21 protein-coding genes and 1 pseudogene are annotated in these 18,598 nt (G+C 66.3%); 21 read left to right on the forward strand and 1 reads right to left on the reverse strand.

Annotated features, from left to right (window positions below; genetic code table 11):
• From lpxB to ABKF58_RS13290, 8 genes are all read left to right on the forward strand, one after another.
• Entirely contained in the window at window positions 1-1,176 is a 1,176-nt protein-coding gene (gene lpxB, locus ABKF58_RS13255; RefSeq protein WP_482581145.1) for a lipid-A-disaccharide synthase, read from the forward strand.
• Entirely contained in the window at window positions 1,173-1,754 is a 582-nt protein-coding gene (gene rnhB, locus ABKF58_RS13260) for a ribonuclease HII (RefSeq protein ID WP_482581147.1), read from the forward strand. The genes lpxB and rnhB overlap by 4 nt, the downstream gene beginning before the upstream one ends.
• Window positions 1,755-1,824: 70 nt before the next feature.
• Window positions 1,825-2,310, forward strand: coding sequence for a DNA-deoxyinosine glycosylase (locus ABKF58_RS13265; protein ID WP_008953656.1), 486 nt, complete (start codon window positions 1,825-1,827; stop codon window positions 2,308-2,310).
• 176 nt (window positions 2,311-2,486) lie between these two features.
• Window positions 2,487-2,711 (forward strand): hypothetical protein, encoded by a 225-nt coding sequence (locus ABKF58_RS13270; protein WP_024303090.1) that lies wholly within the window; start codon window positions 2,487-2,489, stop codon window positions 2,709-2,711.
• Window positions 2,712-3,026: 315 nt separating this feature from the next.
• Window positions 3,027-3,536 (forward strand): molybdopterin-guanine dinucleotide biosynthesis protein B, encoded by a 510-nt coding sequence (gene mobB / locus ABKF58_RS13275; RefSeq protein WP_008953658.1) that lies wholly within the window; start codon window positions 3,027-3,029, stop codon window positions 3,534-3,536.
• The gene (locus tag ABKF58_RS13280) at window positions 3,523-4,137 is read left to right on the forward strand and encodes a molybdopterin molybdotransferase MoeA (protein WP_482581148.1); all 615 of its coding nucleotides are present in this window, start codon (window positions 3,523-3,525) and stop codon (window positions 4,135-4,137) included. Before mobB ends, ABKF58_RS13280 begins: the two co-directional genes overlap by 14 nt.
• On the forward strand, window positions 4,137-4,715 hold the full coding sequence (locus ABKF58_RS13285) for a molybdopterin-binding protein (RefSeq protein WP_482581150.1): 579 nt from the start codon (window positions 4,137-4,139) through the stop codon (window positions 4,713-4,715). The genes ABKF58_RS13280 and ABKF58_RS13285 overlap by 1 nt, the downstream gene beginning before the upstream one ends.
• Window positions 4,715-5,065 carry a 2Fe-2S iron-sulfur cluster-binding protein gene (locus ABKF58_RS13290; protein ID WP_482581152.1) on the forward strand — a complete coding sequence of 117 codons (351 nt, stop codon included), beginning with the start codon at window positions 4,715-4,717 and terminating at the stop codon, window positions 5,063-5,065. The genes ABKF58_RS13285 and ABKF58_RS13290 overlap by 1 nt, the downstream gene beginning before the upstream one ends.
• A gap of 2 nt (window positions 5,066-5,067) precedes the next feature.
• Here the strand turns inward: ABKF58_RS13290 and ABKF58_RS13295 are convergent, their stop codons facing one another.
• The gene (locus tag ABKF58_RS13295; protein WP_014087610.1) at window positions 5,068-5,448 is read right to left on the reverse strand and encodes a carboxymuconolactone decarboxylase family protein; all 381 of its coding nucleotides are present in this window, start codon (window positions 5,446-5,448) and stop codon (window positions 5,068-5,070) included.
• 226 nt (window positions 5,449-5,674) lie between these two features.
• Here ABKF58_RS13295 and ABKF58_RS13300 point away from each other — a divergent pair, with 226 nt between their 5' ends.
• The 13 genes and pseudogenes from ABKF58_RS13300 (at window position 5,675) to ABKF58_RS13360 (ending at window position 18,590) form a co-directional block, all read left to right on the forward strand.
• Entirely contained in the window at window positions 5,675-6,262 is a 588-nt protein-coding gene (locus ABKF58_RS13300; protein WP_014087609.1) for an amino acid synthesis family protein, read from the forward strand.
• Window positions 6,252-7,109 carry an alpha/beta fold hydrolase gene (locus tag ABKF58_RS13305; RefSeq protein WP_482581154.1) on the forward strand — a complete coding sequence of 286 codons (858 nt, stop codon included), beginning with the start codon at window positions 6,252-6,254 and terminating at the stop codon, window positions 7,107-7,109. Before ABKF58_RS13300 ends, ABKF58_RS13305 begins: the two co-directional genes overlap by 11 nt.
• Window positions 7,106-8,038: a flavin reductase gene (locus ABKF58_RS13310; protein ID WP_482581156.1), complete on the forward strand. Its 933-nt coding sequence runs from the start codon at window positions 7,106-7,108 to the stop codon at window positions 8,036-8,038. The genes ABKF58_RS13305 and ABKF58_RS13310 overlap by 4 nt, the downstream gene beginning before the upstream one ends.
• Before the next feature lie 59 nt (window positions 8,039-8,097).
• The gene (locus tag ABKF58_RS13315; RefSeq protein WP_482581158.1) at window positions 8,098-9,135 is read left to right on the forward strand and encodes an LLM class flavin-dependent oxidoreductase; all 1,038 of its coding nucleotides are present in this window, start codon (window positions 8,098-8,100) and stop codon (window positions 9,133-9,135) included.
• A 21-nt stretch (window positions 9,136-9,156) separates the two neighbouring features.
• A complete protein-coding gene (locus ABKF58_RS13320) occupies window positions 9,157-10,629 on the forward strand; it encodes an aldehyde dehydrogenase (protein WP_482581160.1) in 1,473 nt (490 codons plus the stop codon).
• Between the two features lie 10 nt (window positions 10,630-10,639).
• The gene (locus tag ABKF58_RS13325; RefSeq protein WP_008953667.1) at window positions 10,640-10,954 is read left to right on the forward strand and encodes an NIPSNAP family protein; all 315 of its coding nucleotides are present in this window, start codon (window positions 10,640-10,642) and stop codon (window positions 10,952-10,954) included.
• Window positions 10,955-11,019: 65 nt separating this feature from the next.
• The gene (locus ABKF58_RS13330; protein WP_014087603.1) at window positions 11,020-12,042 is read left to right on the forward strand and encodes an ABC transporter substrate-binding protein; all 1,023 of its coding nucleotides are present in this window, start codon (window positions 11,020-11,022) and stop codon (window positions 12,040-12,042) included.
• A gap of 74 nt (window positions 12,043-12,116) precedes the next feature.
• The gene (locus tag ABKF58_RS13335; RefSeq protein WP_014087602.1) at window positions 12,117-13,001 is read left to right on the forward strand and encodes an ABC transporter permease; all 885 of its coding nucleotides are present in this window, start codon (window positions 12,117-12,119) and stop codon (window positions 12,999-13,001) included.
• Window position 13,002: 1 nt separating this feature from the next.
• Complete coding sequence (locus tag ABKF58_RS13340; protein ID WP_482581163.1) at window positions 13,003-13,803, forward strand: ABC transporter permease; 801 nt, start codon at window positions 13,003-13,005, stop codon at window positions 13,801-13,803.
• A complete protein-coding gene (locus ABKF58_RS13345) occupies window positions 13,800-14,870 on the forward strand; it encodes an ABC transporter ATP-binding protein (RefSeq protein ID WP_482581165.1) in 1,071 nt (356 codons plus the stop codon). The genes ABKF58_RS13340 and ABKF58_RS13345 overlap by 4 nt, the downstream gene beginning before the upstream one ends.
• A gap of 206 nt (window positions 14,871-15,076) precedes the next feature.
• Window positions 15,077-16,529 (forward strand): annotated as a pseudogene (locus ABKF58_RS13350) (NAD-dependent succinate-semialdehyde dehydrogenase).
• An 11-nt stretch (window positions 16,530-16,540) separates the two neighbouring features.
• Entirely contained in the window at window positions 16,541-17,281 is a 741-nt protein-coding gene (locus ABKF58_RS13355; protein WP_482581167.1) for a GntR family transcriptional regulator, read from the forward strand.
• A gap of 454 nt (window positions 17,282-17,735) precedes the next feature.
• Complete coding sequence (locus tag ABKF58_RS13360; protein ID WP_482581168.1) at window positions 17,736-18,590, forward strand: 4-hydroxyphenylpyruvate dioxygenase family protein; 855 nt, start codon at window positions 17,736-17,738, stop codon at window positions 18,588-18,590.
• Window positions 18,591-18,598 lie beyond the last annotated feature (8 nt).

Below are 18,598 nucleotides of genomic sequence, written 5' to 3' on the forward strand. Positions count from 1 at the left end.
ATGCCGGAACCCTTGTTCAAGCGAAGTGGCGCGTTGAAGGTCGCCATGGTGGCCGGCGAGGCATCGGGCGACCTGCTGGGCGCGCACCTGATGGCGGCGCTCAAGGCACGCCATCCCGAGATCGAGTTTGCCGGTATCGGCGGGCCCCGGATGCAGGCACAGGGTCTCTACTCGGTGGTGCCGCAGGAGCGGCTGGCGGTGCGTGGCTACGCCGAGGTGCTGTCGCGCCTGCCTGAGCTCTTGCGCATCCGCGCCCATCTGCGCGATGCCCTGATCGCCGAGCGCCCCGACGTGTTCGTCGGCATCGACGCCCCGGACTTCAACCTCGGGCTTGAGAAGTCGCTGAAGAAGAAGGGCATTCGTACCGTCCACTACGTCAGCCCGTCGGTATGGGCGTGGCGCCCGGAGCGGGTGCAGAAGATCGGCGACGCGGCCGATCGGGTGCTGTGCCTGTTTCCGATGGAGCCGCCGCTGTATGAAAAGGCCGGCGTGCCGGTGACCTTCGTCGGCCATCCGCTGGCGGGAGAAATTCCGCTGGTGCCGGATACCGCCGCGATGCGCGAGCAGCTCGGCTTGTTCCCGGGAGGGCCGGTGTTCGCGCTGCTGCCCGGCAGCCGCGTCAGCGAGATCGACTACCTGGGCGAGATCTTCGTCAAAACGGCGCGGTTGCTGCATGAGCGCTACCCGGCGGCGCAGTTCCTGGTGCCGCTGGCGACGCGGGCGACGCTCGATGCCTTCGACCGGGTGCTGTCCCGGCTCAAGGCCTGGGATTTGCCGATCCGCAAGCTGTTTGGCCACGCGCAAATGGCGATGATCGCCAGCGACGTGGTGCTGGTGAAGAGCGGCACCTCGACGCTGGAGGTGGCGCTCACCAAGAAACCGATGGTGATCACCTACAAGCTGTCGTGGCTCACCTACCGTCTGGTCAAGCGCAAGCTGAAGCTGCCGTGGGTCGGCCTGCCCAACATCCTGTTGGGCGACTCGGTGGTGCCGGAGCTGCTGCAGTACGACGCCACGCCGGAAAGGTTGGCCGAAGCCGTGGCCGCACTCTACGATGACGAGCCGGCCGGGCGGGCGCTCACCGCCCGTTTCACCGCGCTGCACCGCGAGCTGAAGCAGGATACCGCCGAGCTCGCGGCCGACGCGGTGCTGCAGGTGGCGGGGGTGCCGGCATGATCGCCGGTGTCGACGAGGCGGGCAGGGGGCCGCTTGCCGGGGCGGTGTTCGCCGCCGCGGTGATCCTCGACCCGGCCCGGCCGATCGCCGGGCTGGCGGATTCCAAGAAACTCTCGGAAAAGCAACGCGACGAGCTGGCGCCGCTGATCCGCGAGCGCTCGCTCGCCTGGTGCATCGCCAGCGCTAGTGTCGACGAGATCGACCGGCTCAACATCCTGCAGGCCACCATGCTGGCGATGAGCCGCGCCGTGGCCGGTTTGTCGGTCCTGCCCGGCGAAGTGCTGATCGACGGCAACCGCGTGCCCAAGGGCATCGCCGTGCCGGCGCGCGCCATCGTCAAGGGCGATGCGTTGGAACCGGCTATCTCTGCCGCGTCCATCCTCGCCAAGACTGCGCGCGACGCCGAGCTGGTGGCGCTCGACGCCTTGCATCCCGAGTTCGGTTTCGCCCGCCACAAGGGCTACCCGACGGCCGAGCACCTGGCGGCGATCGAGCGTTTCGGCGTGCTGCCGGAGCACCGCCGCACCTTCGGCCCGGTCAAGGCGTGGTTGGCGCGGCAGCAGGGGCAGTTGTTCTGACCGGCCGCACTTCAGCGGGCCGTGTCACGAGCAGAACGCTATCTTCCGGCAGCCCCTTCCGAGTAAGACCATGACGCCTCACAAGCACTGTTTCCCGCCGGTCGTCTCGCCCGAGGTGCGGCTGCTGATCCTGGGCTCGCTGCCGGGAGACGCCTCGCTGGCGGCCGGCCAGTATTATGCTCACCCGCGCAACCAGTTCTGGCGCCTCTTGGGCGAAGTGCTGGACGAGCCCTTGGGGGAGATGCCGTATGCCGACCGGCTCGGCTGCCTGCTGGAGCATCGTGTCGGGCTGTGGGATGTGGTGGCGCAGGCGCGGCGTCAGGGAAGCCTGGATGCCGCGCTCAACGACATCGAGCACAACGACCTCCTGGTGCTGACGCGTTCCCTTCCCCGGCTTGAGGCGATTGGATTCAACGGCGGCACGGCGTTCAAGGCGGCGAAAAGCCTGGCCGCAAGCCCCTTGGCCTTGCTGGCGCTGCCGTCTTCCAGCCCGGCCTATACCCGCCCCTATGAGGAAAAGCTTGCGATCTGGCTGCAATTGCGCCGATATATGTAGTATGAGCTTGCGAGAAACATCGTCCCACAGGGATTCCCTACGGTCATTGCCGCGCTCCCGGGCGGTTCGAGAAGCGTCGCCGTATCGCGGGTGCGGCGAGCATTGCGGGGCCGGGCGGGGTGGGCTGCCGAGTTTATTGACAAGCGCGCTGTCTGACCGGTTGATCGGAGGCCGTCATGAACCGCTATTGCATCTGGTTTGCCACGCCTGACGACAAGGTGGTGCGCCGCGCCGAGGTGGCGCTGAACGGCTCGATTCATTGCCACCAAGTGCTGGAGGAGATCGAGGCACAGCTGGCGATCGATTGCGGGCTGACCGAAGTGATGATCATCGACTGGAAACGCTTCGAGGACCCCGAGGACGGGCAGGGCAACGACGCCAGCCTGTCGCACGCCGCCTGAACGCGGCTGAATGGCTCTGCCGCGCCCGCTGATCGGGCTCAGGCGCACTGCGTGCGAATCTTTTTGCCGGGCGCGGCGAAGCTGTGCCCCCAGGGGGCTCCGTGATGAAATATCCTCAGAGGCTGCGTGCTCATTGCGATTTCTGTGCGGCCCTTCATCCCGCCGGGGGGACTGCTCGTGACGATTTTCTTCATCGGTACCGGGTGAGTCGAGACTAGTCATTTCGCCCGATTAGGTGGCATCCCCCTGCGTGTTATCATCGCCCTGTTCCGCCCGGCCTGCGCGCCGGGCCTAGATTCTTGCGGATGCTGAACGATGCACGTGATCGGCTTTGCCGGCTATTCCGGCAGTGGCAAAACCACCCTGATTGAACGGCTGTTGCCCCGACTTGTGGCCCATGGGCTCGACGTGGCGGTGATCAAGCACACTCACCACGACGTCGACTGGGACGTGCCGGGCAAGGACAGCTGGCGCCATCGCCAGGCCGGGGCGCGGCAGGTGCTGCTGGCGGCCGGCCGGCGCCGGCTGCTGGTGGAGGAGCTGCCCGGCAGCAACGATCACCCGCTGCTGGAGCACGTGGCGCGGCTCGCTCCGTGCGACCTGGTGCTGGCCGAGGGCTTCAAGCACGCCCCGGTGCCCAAGATCGAAGTGATCAATAGCGCGCTCGCCAGTCCGCGCCTGTACCCGGACGATCCGCAGGTACTGGCCGTGGTTGGCGACGTCCCCATCGACACGACCTTGCCGCAGTTTCATCGAGACGATATCGCCGGCATCGTCGCTTTCCTGTTGAGTACCTTACCCGATGCAAAACATGCTGACCGTTGACGAGGCCGCGAGCTGGCTGCTATCGCGCGCCGACGCCGTGACCGAGACCGAAACCGTTTCCCTGCTGGAGGCTTGCGGCCGCGTGCTGGCGGTGCCGGTGGTGGCCACTCTGGACGTGCCGCCGCACGACAACAGCGCCATGGACGGCTACGCCCTGCGCGTGGCGGACTTCGGCCAACCTTTGCCGGTGTCGCAGCGCATCCCGGCGGGCCATGTGCCCGATGCGCTGCAGTCGGGCAGTGTTGCGCGCATCTTTACCGGCGCGCCGATCCCGTCCGGGGCCGACGCGGTGGTGATGCAGGAGCAGTGCGAGGTGCAGGAGGACGGCCGCGTCACGATTCAAAAGGCGCCCGTCGCCGGCCAGAATATTCGCCGTGCCGGCGAAGATATCGCCAACGGCCAGACCGTGCTGGCCGCCGGTCAGCGTCTTTCCACCGCCGATATCGGCTTGCTCGCCTCGCTTGGTATCGCCGAGGTGGCGGTGGTGCGGCCGCTGCGCGTGGCGGTGTTTTTCACCGGTGACGAACTGGTCGAGCCGGGCCAGCCGCTGGGACCGGCCAGATCTACAACTCCAACCGCTACTGGCTGGTGCCGGCGTTGATGCAGTTGGGCTGCGAGGTAAGCGACCTGGGCATCATCCCCGACGAGCTGCAGGCCACGCGCGAGGCGCTGCGCGACGCCGCCGACTTTGCCGACGTGATCATGACCTGCGGCGGGGTGTCGGTGGGTGAGGAAGATCACGTCAAGGCCGCGGTGGAGGCCGAGGGGGCGCTCAATCTGTGGAAAATCGCCATCAAGCCGGGCAAGCCGCTGGCCAGCGGCAAGGTCGGCAGCGCCGACTTCATCGGCCTGCCGGGCAACCCGGTGTCGGGCTTCGTCACCTTCGCGGTGCTGGTGAAGGCCTTCCTGCAGCGACGCGCTGGCGTGGCCGACGCGGCGGGCACGACGACGGTGCGCTATCCTGCCGCCTTCGACTGGGGCCGTCCCGACGCCAAGCGCGTGGAGTTCCTGCGCGTGCGGCGCGTGGTGCGCGACGGCCAGACCGTGCTCGAACGCTACCCCAACCAGGGTTCGGGGGTGCTGACCTCGTGTGCCTGGGCCGACGGCCTGGTGCGCCTGGCGCCGGGGCAGGTGGTGGCGGCGGGTGACCAGCTCGATTTCATCGCGCTGGAATTCTGATGCCGATCGTCCGCTTTATCGATCAATCCAGCGGGCAGGTGCTGGAGGAGGTTGCCGCCGAAGCGGGCGATGTGCTGATCGACGTCGCGCGCTTTCACGAGCTGCCGCTGCACTGGCGCTGCGGCCAGGGCACCTGCGGCACCTGCAAGGTGCGCGTCGAACACCTGGGCCAGCCCGGCACCGTCAAGGTTGGCCGAAAGGAGCGCAACGTGATGCTGCGCGCCGGGCTGATCGACGCCGCCATGGCAGCCGCCGAGGAGTGGCCGGACACCGCCGACACCTGGCGTCTGGCCTGCCATCTGACGCTGGGCGAGGCCGACTGGCGCGTGCTGCTGCCGCCGGCGGACTGATCTTACCCCGCGCTATCGGCGTTCAACACCTCGCGCGCAATGCGCATGGCGTCGATAGCGGCGGGCACCCCACAATAGATGGCGATCTGCAGGATCGCCTCGACGATTTCTTCCTTGCTGCAGCCGTTGTTGAGGGCGCCGCGCACGTGCAGCTTGAGTTCGTGCGGGCGGTTCAGCGCGGCGATCATGCCGAGGTTGATCAGGCTGCGCGTCTTGCGCTCCAGCCCTTCGCGCGCCCACACCGTGCCCCAGCAGTATTCCGTCACTAATTGCTGCAGCGGCATCGAGAGTTCATCGGCGTTGGCCAGCGCCTGGTTGACGTAGTCTTCTCCGAGTACCGCCTTGCGGATTTCCAGGCCGCGGTCGAAGGTTTCCTTGCTCATCGTTGTGCTCCTTTTCATGTAATGCCCTTCCGGCTGGGAAGGGAGTGAACGTTTCATCCTAGTCGTTCGAGTGCCGACGCCGTTGCTGGCGGCTGTCTCTTTTTTGTTCTGTATTATGGTATACCAACATACAATCCACTTGCTATCGATTATTTCTTGGTATACCGTAATACCAACATATCGCAAATCGAACGGCGCGGGGCGCCAAGGCTGAGGAGAAAAGACGATGGATGTCGGGATTCGCAAAGTGGTGACCTATGTCGAGGAGACGCTGATCGAAGGGGGCAAGGCCGCGCCGGTGCCGCTGAAGATGTTCGCGGCGGCGGCTGTGTTGAAGAACCCCTGGGCGGGGCGCGGTTTCGTGGACGATTTGAAACCGGAGATCCACGCCATCGCTCCGGTGCTGGGCGAATTGCTGACCGGCGAAATCCTGCGCATCGCCGGCTCGGGCGAAGTGATCGAGGGTTACGGCAAGGCCGCCGTGGTCGGCACCGACGGCGAGGTCGAGCACGCTTCGGCGCTGATCCACACCCTGCGCTTCGGCAATTACTACCGCAAGGCCGTGGGCGCCAAGAGCTACCTCAGCTTCACCAACGTCCGCGGCGGCCCGAACTGCCCGATCATGATCCCGATGATGCACAAGGACGACGAGGGCATGCGCTCGCACTACCTGACCATCCAGTTCTCGATCAACGACGCCCCGGCGCCGGACGAGATCGTGGTGGCGCTGGGAGCCTCGATCGGCGGCCGTCCGCATCACCGCATCGGCAACCGCTATCAGGATCTGCAGGAGCTTGGCAGCAATGAAGCCTGAGCACGACGCGTCGGTACCGCTGCTGTCCGGCACGGTGGGTGGCACCGCCTTCAGCGTGTACGGCGGCGGCGAACCGCTGGTGCTGATTCACGGCGTCGGCATGGGGCAGGCGATCTGGGCGCCGCAGGTGGCCGAGTTCGCGCGCGATTACAAGGTGATCGTGTACGACATGCTGGGCCACGGTGGCAGCGAGGTGCCGCCCGACGATGTCGCGCTCGGCGACTACGCCGCGCAGCTGGCCGGCTTGCTCGACCATCTGGACATCGCTTCGGCCAACGTGGTCGGCCATTCGATGGGGGCCTTGGTGGCGCTGGAATTCGCGCTGACCTACCCGGCGCGGACCCTGCGCGTGGCGGCGCTCAACGCCGTGTTCATGCGCACCCCGGAACAGCGTGCCGCGGTGCTGGAACGCGCCGAGGCGCTGCAGCACACCGGCGTGGCCGCCACCGTCGATTCCACGCTGGCACGCTGGTTCGGCGAGCCGGTGCCGGCCGAGCTGAAGGCTTCGGCCAACCTGGTGAAGCGTTTTCTGACCGAGGTGAACCCGCAGGGCTACGCCCGAACCTACCGCCTGTTCGCCAGCTCGGATGCGGTGCACGCGGACGGCTTGCCGCGGCTGGCGATGCCGGCGCTGTTCATGACCGGCGAGTTCGATCCGAATTCGAGCCCCGAGATGTCGCGGGCGATGGCCGCACTGGCGCCGCAGGGCCGTCTCGATATCGTCGCCGGAGCGCGCCACATGATGAACGTCACTGCGCCCGATGACATCAACCAACGCCTGCGCGATTTCCTGGCCACCCCCGTGACGGCCGGCGCGCAACAATCGCAGAGGAGTGAACCAGCATGAGCCAGCCCATCGACGCGATGGAATTCCGCAAGGCGCTCGGCGCCTTCGTCACCGGCGTGACCGTGGTCTCGACGCGGCAGGCGGACGGCACGCCGCGCGGCTTCACCGCCAACTCGTTCACCTCGGTGTCGCTCGATCCGGCGCTGGTGCTGATCTGCGTCGGCAAGTCCGCGGCGAGCTACGGGGTGTTTGCGGAAACCCGCCACTTCTCGATCAGCATCCTGGCCGAGGATCAGAAGAACGTGTCCAGCATCTTCGCCTCCAAGGCCGCCGACAAGTTCGAGCAGGTGGCGTGGCATCGGGGCGTGACCGGCAGCCCGATCATCGACGGCTCGGCCGCCTGGTTCGACTGCGAGACCCACCAGGTGGTGGATGCCGGCGATCACATCATCCTGATCGGCAATGTGGTGGATTTCGCCAATACCACGGTGAGCCCGCTCGGTTACGGACGCGGGGCGTATCTCACCTTCAGCCTGTCGCAGGACGCGCTCGCTGCGGCCGGGCAGAAAGCCAAGGTCGGGGCCATTCTGGAGTACGACGGCGGTGTGGTGCTGCTGGAGACGGACCGGGGCTACGAGCTGCCCACCGGCACCCGCCTGGAGCCGGCCACGGACGCCAAGAGCCTGCGCGGTGTGCTGGATCGGTTGGGGGTTGATGCCCAGCTCGACTTCCTGTTCGCGGTGTTCGAGGAGAGTGCCGCCGAGGGGGGCGCGGTGAACATCTATTACCGTGGACGGGTGCAGGGCGAACTGCCGGCGGGCGGCAAGCTGCGCGCGGTGGCGCTGGACGATATTCCGTGGGAGCGGCTGACCGACGAGGCGATGCGCTCGATGCTGCAGCGTTTCGTCAAGGAGCGCACCGAGGACGCCTTCGGCATCTATATCGGTGATAGCCATTCCGGCTCGGTGCAATCACTCGCCAAGGCGTGAGCGAATCCACCTTCAAGATTAAAAAATCCACCCGCCAGAGATTTTAGGAGAGACACATCATGAAGTTTTCGCTGTTCCTGCACATGGAGCGTTACGACGCCGGCAAGTCGCACAAGGAGTTGTTCGACGAGATGACCGCGCTGGTGAAGATGGCCGAGGAGGGCGGTTTCGAAACCGCCTGGATCGGCGAGCACCACGGCATGGAATTCACCATCGCCCCCAACCCCTTCGTCAACCTGGCCTACCTGGCCGCCAAGACCTGCAAGATCCGCCTGGGCACTGGCACCGTGGTGGCGCCGTTCTGGCACCCGATCAAGCTGGCCGGCGAAATCGGCATGACCGATCTGGCCTGCAACGGCCGGCTCGACGTCGGCATCGCGCGCGGCGCCTATTCCTTCGAGTACGAACGCATGTTCCCGGGACTCGACGCCTGGGGCGCCGGTGGCCGGCTGCGCGAGATGATCCCCTGCCTGCAGAAGCTGTTCGCCGGCGACTACGCCCATCAGGGCGAATACTGGCAGTTCCCCAAGACCACGCCGGTGCCGCGCCCGTTGCAGCAGCCGCACCCGCCGCTGTGGGTGGCGGCGCGCGATCCCAACTCGCACGATTACGCCGTCTCGCAAGGCTGCAACGTGCAGGTGACCTCGCTCGCCGCCGGCGACGCCGAGGTGGCGAGCCTGATGGAGCGCTTCAACGCCGCCTGCGCCAACCACCCTGACATCCCGCGCCCGCAGATCATGATGCTGATGCACACCTTCGTCGGTGCTGATCAGCGCGAAGTCGACGCCGCCGTCGCCGACCTGCGCCGCTTCTACTGCTACTTCAGCAAGTGGTTCAAGAACGAGAAGTCGATCGATCAGGGCTTCATCGAGCCGCTCAATGACGACGACCTGGCGATGTTCCCGAACTACGCGCCGGAACTGATCAAGCAGAACCTGGTGGTCGGCACGCCGGACGAGGTGATCGCGCGCCTCAAGGGCTATGAGGCGCTGGGCTACGACCAGTACAGCTTCTGGATCGACAGCCACATGGACTTCGAGCGCAAGCAGAAGTCGCTCGAGCTGTTCATCAACCAGGTGATGCCGGCGTTTGCCTGATCCATTCGAGGAGCTTGCAGCATGTTGAGACGGTTTCAGCAGTACATCGACGGCCAGTTCGAAGACGGCAGCACCCGCTTCGACAGCGTCAACCCGGCCAGCGGCGAGCCGTGGGCGAGCATGCCGGCGGCCAGCGCCGAGGACGTGGACCGTGCGGTCAAGGCCGCGCACCGCGCCTTCCTGGACAGCGCCTGGGCCGGCCTGACGGCGAGCCAGCGCGGCAAGCTGCTCTACAAGCTGGCCGACCTGGTGACCGAGAACGCCGCCCGGCTGGCCGAGCTGGAGACGGCCGACACCGGCAAGATCATCCGCGAGACGCAAAGCCAGATCGGCTACGTCGCCGAGTACTACCGCTACTACGCCGGCCTCGCCGACAAGATCCAGGGCGCCTGCTTGCCGGTCGACAAGCCGGACATGGACGCCTTCCTGCGGCGCGAGCCGATCGGTGTGGTGGCGGCCATCGTGCCGTGGAATTCGCAGCTGTTCTTGTCGGCGGTCAAGCTCGGTCCGGCGCTGGCGGCGGGCTGCACCGTGGTGCTGAAGGCCTCCGAGGAGGGCCCGGCCCCGCTCTTGGAGTTCGCCCGCCTGGTGCACGAGGCCGGCTTCCCGCCCGGCGTGGTCAACATCGTCACCGGCTTCGGCGCCGATTGTGGCCGGGCGCTGACCAGCCATCCGCTGGTGTCTCGCATCGCCTTTACCGGCGGCCCCGAGACGGCGCGCCACATCGTGCGCAACTCGGCCGAGAACCTGGCCTACACCTCGTTGGAGTTGGGCGGCAAGTCGCCGGTGCTGGTGTTCGACGACGTCGATGTCGACAGCGTCAGCAACGCCATCGTCGCCGGTATCTTTGCCGCCACCGGCCAGAGCTGCGTCGCCGGCTCGCGCCTCCTGGTGCAGCGCGGCGTGCGCGACCGCCTGCTGGCCACGCTGAAGGCCAAGGCCGGGGCGATCCGCATCGGCGACCCGCAGGACAAGGCCACCGAGATGGGGCCGCTGGCGACGCTGAAGCAGCGCGAGCACATCGAGCGTGTGGTGGCGGCGAGCCTCGAGGCCGGCGCCGAGCTGGTGACCGGCGGCGTGCGCCCGGAGGGGTTCGACGCGGGCTACTACTACCGCCCGACCATCCTCGCTTGCCCCGATGCCCAAGTCCCGAGCGTGACGCAGGAGCTGTTCGGCCCGGTGCTGAGCGTGGTGACCTTCGATACCGAGGCCGAGGCCATCGCGCTCGCCAACGACAGTGTCTACGGCCTCGCCTCCGGCGTGTTCACCCGTGACCTGACCCGTGCGCATCGGCTTACTCGTGCGCTGCGCGCCGGCATCGTCTGGGTCAACACCTACCGCGCGGTGTCGCCGATCGTGCCGTTCGGTGGCTACGGCCTGAGCGGCCTGGGGCGCGAGGGCGGCATGGAGTCGGTGCTGGACTACACCCGCACCAAGTCGGTGTGGATCCGCACCTCGGACGAGCCGATCGCCGACCCGTTCGTGATGCGCTGAGGAGGACAAGGTGTACTACGAAATCCGCACCTACCGCATCAAGACCGGCGCCGTGCCGGCCTACCTGAAACTGGTGGAAGAGGAGGGTATCGCGTTGCAGAAGCAGTATCTCGGCAACCTGGTCGGTTACTTCTTTTCCGAGATCGGCCCCTTGAACCAGATCGTGCACATCTGGGCGTATTCCAGCCTGGACGAGCGCGAGGAGCGCCGCGCCGCTCTGGCCAAGGACCCGGCCTGGCAGGCGTTCGCGCCCAAGATCCAGGCTCTCCTTGAGGAGATGGAGAGCAAGATCATGAAGCCGGCACCGTTTTCCCCGCTGGCCTGAGCGTTCAGGCCGGCACCGTCAAGCTACAAGAACAACAGCATTACCTCTACCTAGGAGATGACATCATGACTGCAACGAAAGCGTTTGGTACTCGCGTCGCCCTGGCCGCCAGCCTCGGCATTCTGGCCGCCACCCCGGTGCTGGCGGAGAGCCTCGTGTTCACCAGTTGGGGCGGCACCACCCAGCAGGCGCAGCAGAAGCACTGGGCCAAGCCATTCAGCGCCGCCAGCGGCGTCAACGTGGCGATGGACGGCCCGACCGACTATGGCAAGTTCAAGGCCATGGTGGAAAGCGGCAACGTCAACTGGGACGTGGTCGACGTCGAGGGCGACTTTGCCTACAAGGCCGCCAAGGACGGGCTGCTCGAGCCGCTCGATCTCGCCCAGCTCAAGGGGGTAGACCCGCGCTTCGTCTCGCCCAATTCGGTGGGCAGCTTCTATTACTCCTTCGTGCTGGGCTACAACAAGCCGGCCCTGAAAGGCGCCGCCCCGGCCTCCTGGGCCGCCCTGTTCGACCTTAAGCGCTATCCCGGCAAGCGCACGCTGTACAAGTGGTCGGCGCCGGGGGTGCTGGAGATCGCGCTGTTGGCGGACGGCGTGCCCGCCAACAAGCTCTATCCGCTCGACATCGACCGTGCCTTCAAGAAGCTCGACAGCATCAAGAGCCAGATCGTGTGGTGGAGCGGCGGCGCCCAGTCGCAGCAGTTGCTGGCATCGGGCGAGGCCTCGATCGGCATGTTCTGGAACGGCCGCGTCAACGCCCTGCAGCAAAGCGGCGCCCCGGTCGGGATGTCGTGGAACCAGAACCTGACCGCCGCCGACATGCTGGTGATTCCGAAGGGCAGCAAGAACAAGGCGGCCGCGATGAAGTTCCTGGCCTACGCCACCAGCCCGGAGGCCCAGGCCAAGTTTGCCGGCGAAACCGGTTATGCGCCGATCAACCTGCAGGCCAAGAGCAAGATGACGCCGGCCGCGGTCAAGTCGCTGCCGGATCAGCATGGCGCCAGCCAGATCAACCTCGATATGCGCTACTGGGCCGAGCATCGCGAAGAGATCGCCAAGCGCTGGTACGCCTGGCAGACCCAGTAAGGTGCCGGGGCGGGGGTGACGGCTTTCCGCCGTCCCGCCCGCCTGTCTAGCCGTCGTGTCGTTTAGGAGTTGTCATGTCCACTGCTTTGAGTTCTGCCGCCGTTCCGGTGCGCCGCCGATTCAAGATCGGTGCCGAATCGCGTGGCGTCAAGCTACTGCTCCCCGCGCTGCTGCTGTTGGGGGTGTTCTTCCTGATCCCCGTGCTCACCCTGTTGCTGCGCAGTGTCATGGAGCCGGCTCCGGGTTTGCAGAATTATGTCGAGCTGCTCGGTTCGCAGACCTACGTCCGGGTGTTCTTCAACACCTTCATGGTGGCCGGCGTGGTCACGCTGATCACCTTGCTGATCGGCTTTCCGACCGCCTGGCTGCTCGCCGTGCTGCCCAAGCGCTGGTCGCAGCTGATGTTCGCGGTGCTGCTGTTGTCGATGTGGACCAACCTGCTGGCGCGCACCTACGCCTGGATGGTGCTGCTGCAGCAGACCGGTCTCATCAACCGGGTGCTGATGGCCATCGGCGTGATCGACGAGCCGCTGGCGCTGGTGAACAACCTGGTCGGCGTCACCATCGGCATGACCTACATCATGCTGCCGTTCCTGGTGATGCCGCTGCACGCCACGCTGCGCGCCATCGATCCCTCCACGCTGCGCGCCGCCGCCATCTGTGGCGCCAGCCGCTGGCAGGCGCTGCGCCTGGTGCTGCTGCCGCTGGCGCTGCCCGGCATCGCGTCCGGGGCGCTGATGGTGTTCGTGATGTCGCTCGGTTATTACGTCACCCCGGCGCTGTTGGGGGGCACCAATTACATGATGCTGGCCGAGCTGATCGCCCAGCTGGTGCAGTCGCTGCTCAACTGGGGTCTCGCCGGCGCTGCCGCCTTCGTGCTGCTGGTGGTGACGCTCGGTCTCTACGCCGTCCAGCTGCGCTACCTCGGCGGCGGACGCACCGGTTTCGGAGGACGCTGAGATGTTGCTCGATTTTGATCGTCTGGGGGCTTGGCGCTGGGGCCTGATCGGTGTCGGCACCGTGGTGATGCTGTTCCTGCTGCTGCCCATCGTGTTCATCGCCGCGCTGTCGTTCGGCGATTCGCAATGGCTGGTGTTTCCGCCGCCGGGCTGGACGCTGCAGTGGTACCAGCAGCTCTTGACCGATCCGGTCTGGGTCGACTCGCTGCTGACCAGCGCCAAGGTGGCGGTGATCGTCACCGTGCTGTCGGTGTCGCTGGGCCTGCTGGCGTCGCTCGGTCTCGCCTGCAGCACCTTCTTCGGCAAGAGCGCCTTGCAGGCCTTCTTCCTGACGCCGATGGTGTTGCCGGTGGTGGTGCTGGCGGTGGCGCTCTATGCGTTCTTCCTCAAGCTCGGGCTGACCGGCACGCTGACCGGCTTCGTCATCGGCCACCTGATCATCGCGCTGCCGTTCTCGATCATCACCATCGGCAACTCCTTGCAGAGCTTCGATCCGGCGCTGGAAGACGCCGCCATGATCTGCGGCGCCGGGCCGATCGAGGTGAAGTGGCGCGTGACGCTGCCTGCGATCCGGCTCGGGCTGTTCGCCGCTGCGGTGTTTTCTTTCCTGATTTCGTGGGACGAGGTCGTACTGTCGATCTTCATGGCCAGCCCCACCTTGCAAACCTTGCCGGTACTGATCTGGAGCACGCTGCGCCAGGACCTGACCCCGGTGATCGCGGCGGCATCGACCCTGCTGGTGGCCCTGACCATCGTGCTGATGCTGCTGGTTTCCCTGTTGAAGAGAGGTACACGCTCATGACGACCCCGTTTTTGCAGATTCGTGGCCTGCGCAAGACCTACGATCAGGTCGTGGCCATCGACCATGTTTCGCTCGATATCCAGCAAGGCGAATTCATGACCTTTCTCGGCCCGTCCGGCTCGGGCAAGAGCACCACGCTCTACATCGTCGCCGGTTTCCAGGGGCCGACCGAGGGGCAGGTGCTGCTCAACGGCAAGTCGCTGCTCGAGGTGGCGCCGAACCAGCGCAACATCGGCATGGTGTTCCAGCGCTACACGCTGTTCCCGCACCTGACGGTGGGCGAGAACGTCGCCTTCCCGTTGCGCGTGCGGCGCCGCCCCGAGGCCGAGATCAAGGCCAAGGTGGAAAAGATGCTGGAGCTGGTGCACCTGGCCGGTTATCGCGACCGTCTGCCAGGCCAGCTCTCCGGCGGCCAGCAGCAGCGCGTGGCGATCGCCCGCGCCCTGGCCTACGACCCGCCGCTGTTGTTGATGGATGAGCCGCTCTCCGCGCTCGACAAGAAATTGCGCGAGGAAATCCAGCTTGAGCTGCGCCGCATCCACCAGGAAACCGGCGTCACCATCCTCTACGTGACGCACGACCAGGAAGAGGCGCTGCGCCTGTCCGACCGCATCGCGGTGTTCAGCCAGGGCAAGATCGAGCAGGTCGGCACCGGCGAGGAGCTGTACGAGCGCCCGACGTCGCGCTTCGTCGCCGGCTTCATCGGCAACTCCAACTTCCTGCCGGTCAAGGTGGAGCAGATGGGCAGCGGCCGGGCACGCGCGGTGTTCCCCAACGGCCACGCGGTCGAGGGCGCCGCCAGTGCGCTCGCGGCCGGCAGCGAGGGCACGCTGATGGTGCGCCCGGAGCAGATGCGCATCCGTCCTGCCGCGGCAGCCGCAGGACACGGCCCGGCGGTGACGGTACGTGACATGACGTACCTGGGCGACAGCATGCACTTCGCGGTGCAGACGCCGTGGCAGCAGGAAGTCGCAGTGCGCATGGCGGTGCGCGATGGCCAGGGGCTGAGCATCGGGGCACCGGCGGTACTGGAGTGGGACGCGCAGCACGGTCACGTGTTTGCCTGAGAGCTTGCGAAAAATCCTGCTGCGCAGGGTGATCTCAAAGCTGTGATGCTCGCTGTACCACTTGTACAGCTGTGCTTCTCGCTTTGACCTCATCCTGCGGCGATGACCGCAGGGAATCCCTGTGGGACGAATTTTTTCACACGCTCTGCGCTGATCAAACGCAAGTGGGCGGCGGGGCAACGACACCGGCCGTCGAAGGATAGAGAATGGAAATCTTGAGCGAGGCGGAACTGCTGCAGGACCGCTGTTACATCGACGGGCAATGGCTGGACGGCGTCGAGCGCCTGGACGTGCACAACCCGGCCACCGGCGAGACCATCGGCAGCGTGCCGCGTCTGGGTGCGGCCGAAACCCGCCGCGCCATCGACGCGGCCCATGCCGCGGGCGTGACCTGGCGCGCGCTGACCGGCAAGGAGCGGGCGGGCTATCTGCGCCGCTGGTTCGACCTGGTGCTGGCGCACACCGAGCCCTTGGCGCGGCTGCTGACCGCGGAAATGGGCAAGCCGTTGGCCGAAGCCAAGGGGGAGATCGCCTACGGCGCGGCCTACATCGAGTGGTTTGCCGAGGAAGCCAAGCGCGTCTATGGCGACGTGATTCCCGCCACGCAGGGCGACAAGCGCTTGATCACCATCAAGCAGCCGGTGGGTGTGGTCGCCGCGATCACGCCGTGGAACTTCCCAAATGCCATGCTGGCACGTAAGATCGCGCCGGCGCTCGCTGCGGGGTGCACCGTCGTCGCCAAGCCGGCGGAACAGACCCCGCTGTCGGCGCTGGCCCTGGCCAGTGTTGGCCGAAGAAGCCGGCATACCGCCCGGCGTGATCAACGTCGTCACCGGCGACCCGGTGGCGATCGGCGGGGAGCTGACCAGCAACCCGCAGGTGCGCAAGCTGACCTTCACCGGTTCCACCGAGACCGGACGGCTGCTGCTGCGGCAATGCGCCGGCACGGTGAAGAAGGTCAGCATGGAACTGGGGGGCAACGCGCCGTTCATCGTGTTCGACGACGCCGACCTCGACGCCGCGGTGGAAGGCGCGATGGTGTCGAAGTACCGCAATAGCGGGCAGACCTGCGTGTGCGCCAACCGCCTCTACGTGCAGGACGGGGTCTACGACGCGTTCATCGCCAAGCTGAGCGCGCGCGTGGCCGCGCTCGACGTCGGCAACGGCATGGACGTCGGGGTGATGCAGGGCCCGCTCATCGATGACAAGGCCGTGGCCAAGGTCGAGGCGCATATCGCCGACGCGCTGGAGCAGGGCGCGGCCATCGTCACCGGCGGCCGGCGCCATGCGCTGGGCGGAACCTTCTTCGAGCCGACCATCCTGCGCGACGTGACGCCCGCGATGCGCGTGGCGCGCGAAGAAACCTTCGGCCCGGTGGCGCCGGTGTTCCGCTTCCGTGACGAGGCGGACGTGATCGCCCAGGCCAACGCCAGCGAATTCGGCCCGGCAGCCTACTTCTACAGCCGCGATCTCGCCCGGGTATGGCGCGTGGCCGAGGCGATTGAAGCGGGCATGGTGGGGGTCAACACCGGCCTCATTTCCACCGAAGTGGCGCCGTTCGGCGGGATCAAGCAATCCGGCTGCGGCCGGGAAGGATCGCGCTACGGCATCGAGGATTACCTCGAAATCAAATACCTCTGTCTTGGCGGCATTCAATAAGGAGATCGACCATGTCACCCAAGGGCAGCAGTTCGCTGAAGATAGACCGTAGCGTCAAGACGCTGCGCGAGTTGACGCTGGAGAAGATGCGCGACGCCATCCTCAGCGCCTATTTCAAGCCCGGCGAGCGCCTGGTGGAACGCTCCTTGTGTGAAGAGCTGGGCGTCAGCCGTTCCATCGTCAGGGAAGTGCTGCGCCATCTGGAGACCGAAGGCCTGGTCGAGTCGATCCCGCACCAGGGCCCGGTGGTGGCCACGCTCGACGCCGACAAGGCGGCGCAGATCTACGAGATCCGCGCCCTGCTGGAAGGCCACGCCGCCCGGCTGTGCGCCGAGCGCGCCGACGACGAGACCATCGTGCGCCTGGCCGCCATCAACGAGGAAATCCAGGCGGCCTTCGCCAGAAACGATTTCCACGAGGTGCTGGCCAGCACCTCGGCGTTCTACGAGCTGATGTTCGAGGGCAGCGGCCAGACCATGGCGTGGGAGATCGTGCAGTCGCTCAACGCCCGCATCAATCGCCTGCGCGCCATGACCATCAGCTCGGCGGGCCGCGCCACCGAGGCCGCGGCGGAGATGCGCCTCCTGGTCGACGCGCTCAAGCGACGCGACCCCCAGTCCGCGCATGATGCCTCGGTGGCTCACGTCAAGCGCGTCGCCGATATCGCTGCTAGAAAGTTGGCCGAAGTGGCCGATGCCAGCCCGGCGGCCGATCTCGAGGCGGCGCCGGCAGCCCTGGCCGGTTCCGCCTGATTCCTGTCCTGTGAACGCGGGCGGCCACGTGCTGGCCGCCCCGTTTTCTCCGCCGTGCGCGGTGCTCTACCGCCCAGCATCCCGCTCTTCGCTCCGGACCACAGCGCCTGCGGTGCAGGCCGTCTCGATGGGTCATCCTGCGCGCCAAACCCTGTCTGTTCGATCATCGAACGTCTTTGCAGACACTATCCTTGACGCCACGGCTGCCACTCACTACATTGACGGCCGATATTCGAACTGTTTGTGCGTTTATCGGCCATTTATCGGTAGGCAGCCTGGCAATGCCGCTTGATTAAGCGAGCAGTTTTCTGACAATGAAAATGACGAGCCGATGGATCGGTGGCTGGGTGTGTCAGGAGGCTGCAGCTTCGATCGCCCCGTCCCCCGCTCGCAAGGTGTTGGCCGTGTCGCAGCGCGACGAGCATGTTAAAGAATCACTCTGCTGAGGAACGTCATGGTTAACTCGAACACTCCGGGAGGCGCGCCCAACCCCATGGGAATGGACGGCATCGAGTTTGTGGAGTTTGCAAGCACCGAACCCCTCCGTCTGGGGCGCCATCTCGAGGCGCTGGGCTTCAGCGCCGTGGCACGGCACCGCTCGAAGAACGTGCTGTTGTACCGGCAAGGCTCGGTCAACTTCATCGTCAACGGCGAACAGGGCGGGCACGCCCAGCAGTATGCCCAACAGCAGGGTTCAGGCATTTGCGCCGTGGCTTTCCGGGTCAGGGATGCGGCACTCGCGACGCGCTATGCCAATGAACGCGGTGGCTGGGAAGTGGACAGCGCCCCCGGGGTGATGGAGTTGCGCATTCCCGCGTTTCAGGGGGTGGGGGGCTCGCTGATCTATCTGGTCGACCGTTACCAGGACCATTCCATCTACGACGTCGATTTTGTCTGGCTGACCGGCGCCGAGGCGGACCAGACGCCGCTGCTGCTCACCGCGGTCGATCAACTGGTGCAGCGGGTTCAACCCGGCCGGCTCAAGGAGTGGCAAGATTTTTATGCCCACCTGTTCGGATTTCGCGCCCATCCACGCAGCGTTGCCGGCGAATGCCTGATCGAAAGCCCGTGCGGCAAGGTGCGCATCCGCCTCGAAACCGCCGCGGGCGAGCGTGGCGAAGGCGGGCGCGAAGGCTTGCATGCCGTGCGGCTGCTGGCGCCCGATCTGCCCGCCGCGGCCGCCGAGCTGGCGCGGCGGGGGGTACGGCTGGTCGAATCGCTGACCCCGGACGCCTATGCCCCGCGAGTGCTGCACACGCTGCACGAAGCGGGGCTGGTGCAATTCGAAATGGCCTCGCAGGCTGACTGACACGGTGC

This window comes from Pseudogulbenkiania sp. AW2-16 (assembly GCF_056824575.1).

Excerpts from the sequence above, each read along its gene's own strand:
- ABKF58_RS13290 (WP_482581152.1), top strand. The coding sequence starts at position 4,715 with ATGCCGATCGTCCGCTTTATCGATCAATCCAGCGGGCAGGTGCTGGAG.
- ABKF58_RS13315 (WP_482581158.1), top strand. The coding sequence starts at position 8,098 with ATGAAGTTTTCGCTGTTCCTGCACATGGAGCGTTACGACGCCGGCAAG.
- ABKF58_RS13330 (WP_014087603.1), top strand. The coding sequence starts at position 11,020 with ATGACTGCAACGAAAGCGTTTGGTACTCGCGTCGCCCTGGCCGCCAGC.
- ABKF58_RS13355 (WP_482581167.1), top strand. The coding sequence starts at position 16,541 with ATGTCACCCAAGGGCAGCAGTTCGCTGAAGATAGACCGTAGCGTCAAG.
- ABKF58_RS13265 (WP_008953656.1), top strand. The coding sequence starts at position 1,825 with ATGACGCCTCACAAGCACTGTTTCCCGCCGGTCGTCTCGCCCGAGGTG.
- mobB (WP_008953658.1), top strand. The coding sequence starts at position 3,027 with ATGCACGTGATCGGCTTTGCCGGCTATTCCGGCAGTGGCAAAACCACC.
- ABKF58_RS13305 (WP_482581154.1), top strand. The coding sequence starts at position 6,252 with ATGAAGCCTGAGCACGACGCGTCGGTACCGCTGCTGTCCGGCACGGTG.
- ABKF58_RS13335 (WP_014087602.1), top strand. The coding sequence starts at position 12,117 with ATGTCCACTGCTTTGAGTTCTGCCGCCGTTCCGGTGCGCCGCCGATTC.
- ABKF58_RS13300 (WP_014087609.1), top strand. The coding sequence starts at position 5,675 with ATGGATGTCGGGATTCGCAAAGTGGTGACCTATGTCGAGGAGACGCTG.
- ABKF58_RS13320 (WP_482581160.1), top strand. The coding sequence starts at position 9,157 with ATGTTGAGACGGTTTCAGCAGTACATCGACGGCCAGTTCGAAGACGGC.
- ABKF58_RS13295 (WP_014087610.1), bottom strand. The coding sequence starts at position 5,448 with ATGAGCAAGGAAACCTTCGACCGCGGCCTGGAAATCCGCAAGGCGGTA.
- ABKF58_RS13270 (WP_024303090.1), top strand. The coding sequence starts at position 2,487 with ATGAACCGCTATTGCATCTGGTTTGCCACGCCTGACGACAAGGTGGTG.
- ABKF58_RS13285 (WP_482581150.1), top strand. The coding sequence starts at position 4,137 with ATGCAGTTGGGCTGCGAGGTAAGCGACCTGGGCATCATCCCCGACGAG.
- lpxB (WP_482581145.1), top strand. The coding sequence starts at position 1 with ATGCCGGAACCCTTGTTCAAGCGAAGTGGCGCGTTGAAGGTCGCCATG.
- ABKF58_RS13280 (WP_482581148.1), top strand. The coding sequence starts at position 3,523 with ATGCTGACCGTTGACGAGGCCGCGAGCTGGCTGCTATCGCGCGCCGAC.
- ABKF58_RS13360 (WP_482581168.1), top strand. The coding sequence starts at position 17,736 with ATGGTTAACTCGAACACTCCGGGAGGCGCGCCCAACCCCATGGGAATG.
- ABKF58_RS13340 (WP_482581163.1), top strand. The coding sequence starts at position 13,003 with ATGTTGCTCGATTTTGATCGTCTGGGGGCTTGGCGCTGGGGCCTGATC.
- ABKF58_RS13345 (WP_482581165.1), top strand. The coding sequence starts at position 13,800 with ATGACGACCCCGTTTTTGCAGATTCGTGGCCTGCGCAAGACCTACGAT.
- ABKF58_RS13310 (WP_482581156.1), top strand. The coding sequence starts at position 7,106 with ATGAGCCAGCCCATCGACGCGATGGAATTCCGCAAGGCGCTCGGCGCC.
- rnhB (WP_482581147.1), top strand. The coding sequence starts at position 1,173 with ATGATCGCCGGTGTCGACGAGGCGGGCAGGGGGCCGCTTGCCGGGGCG.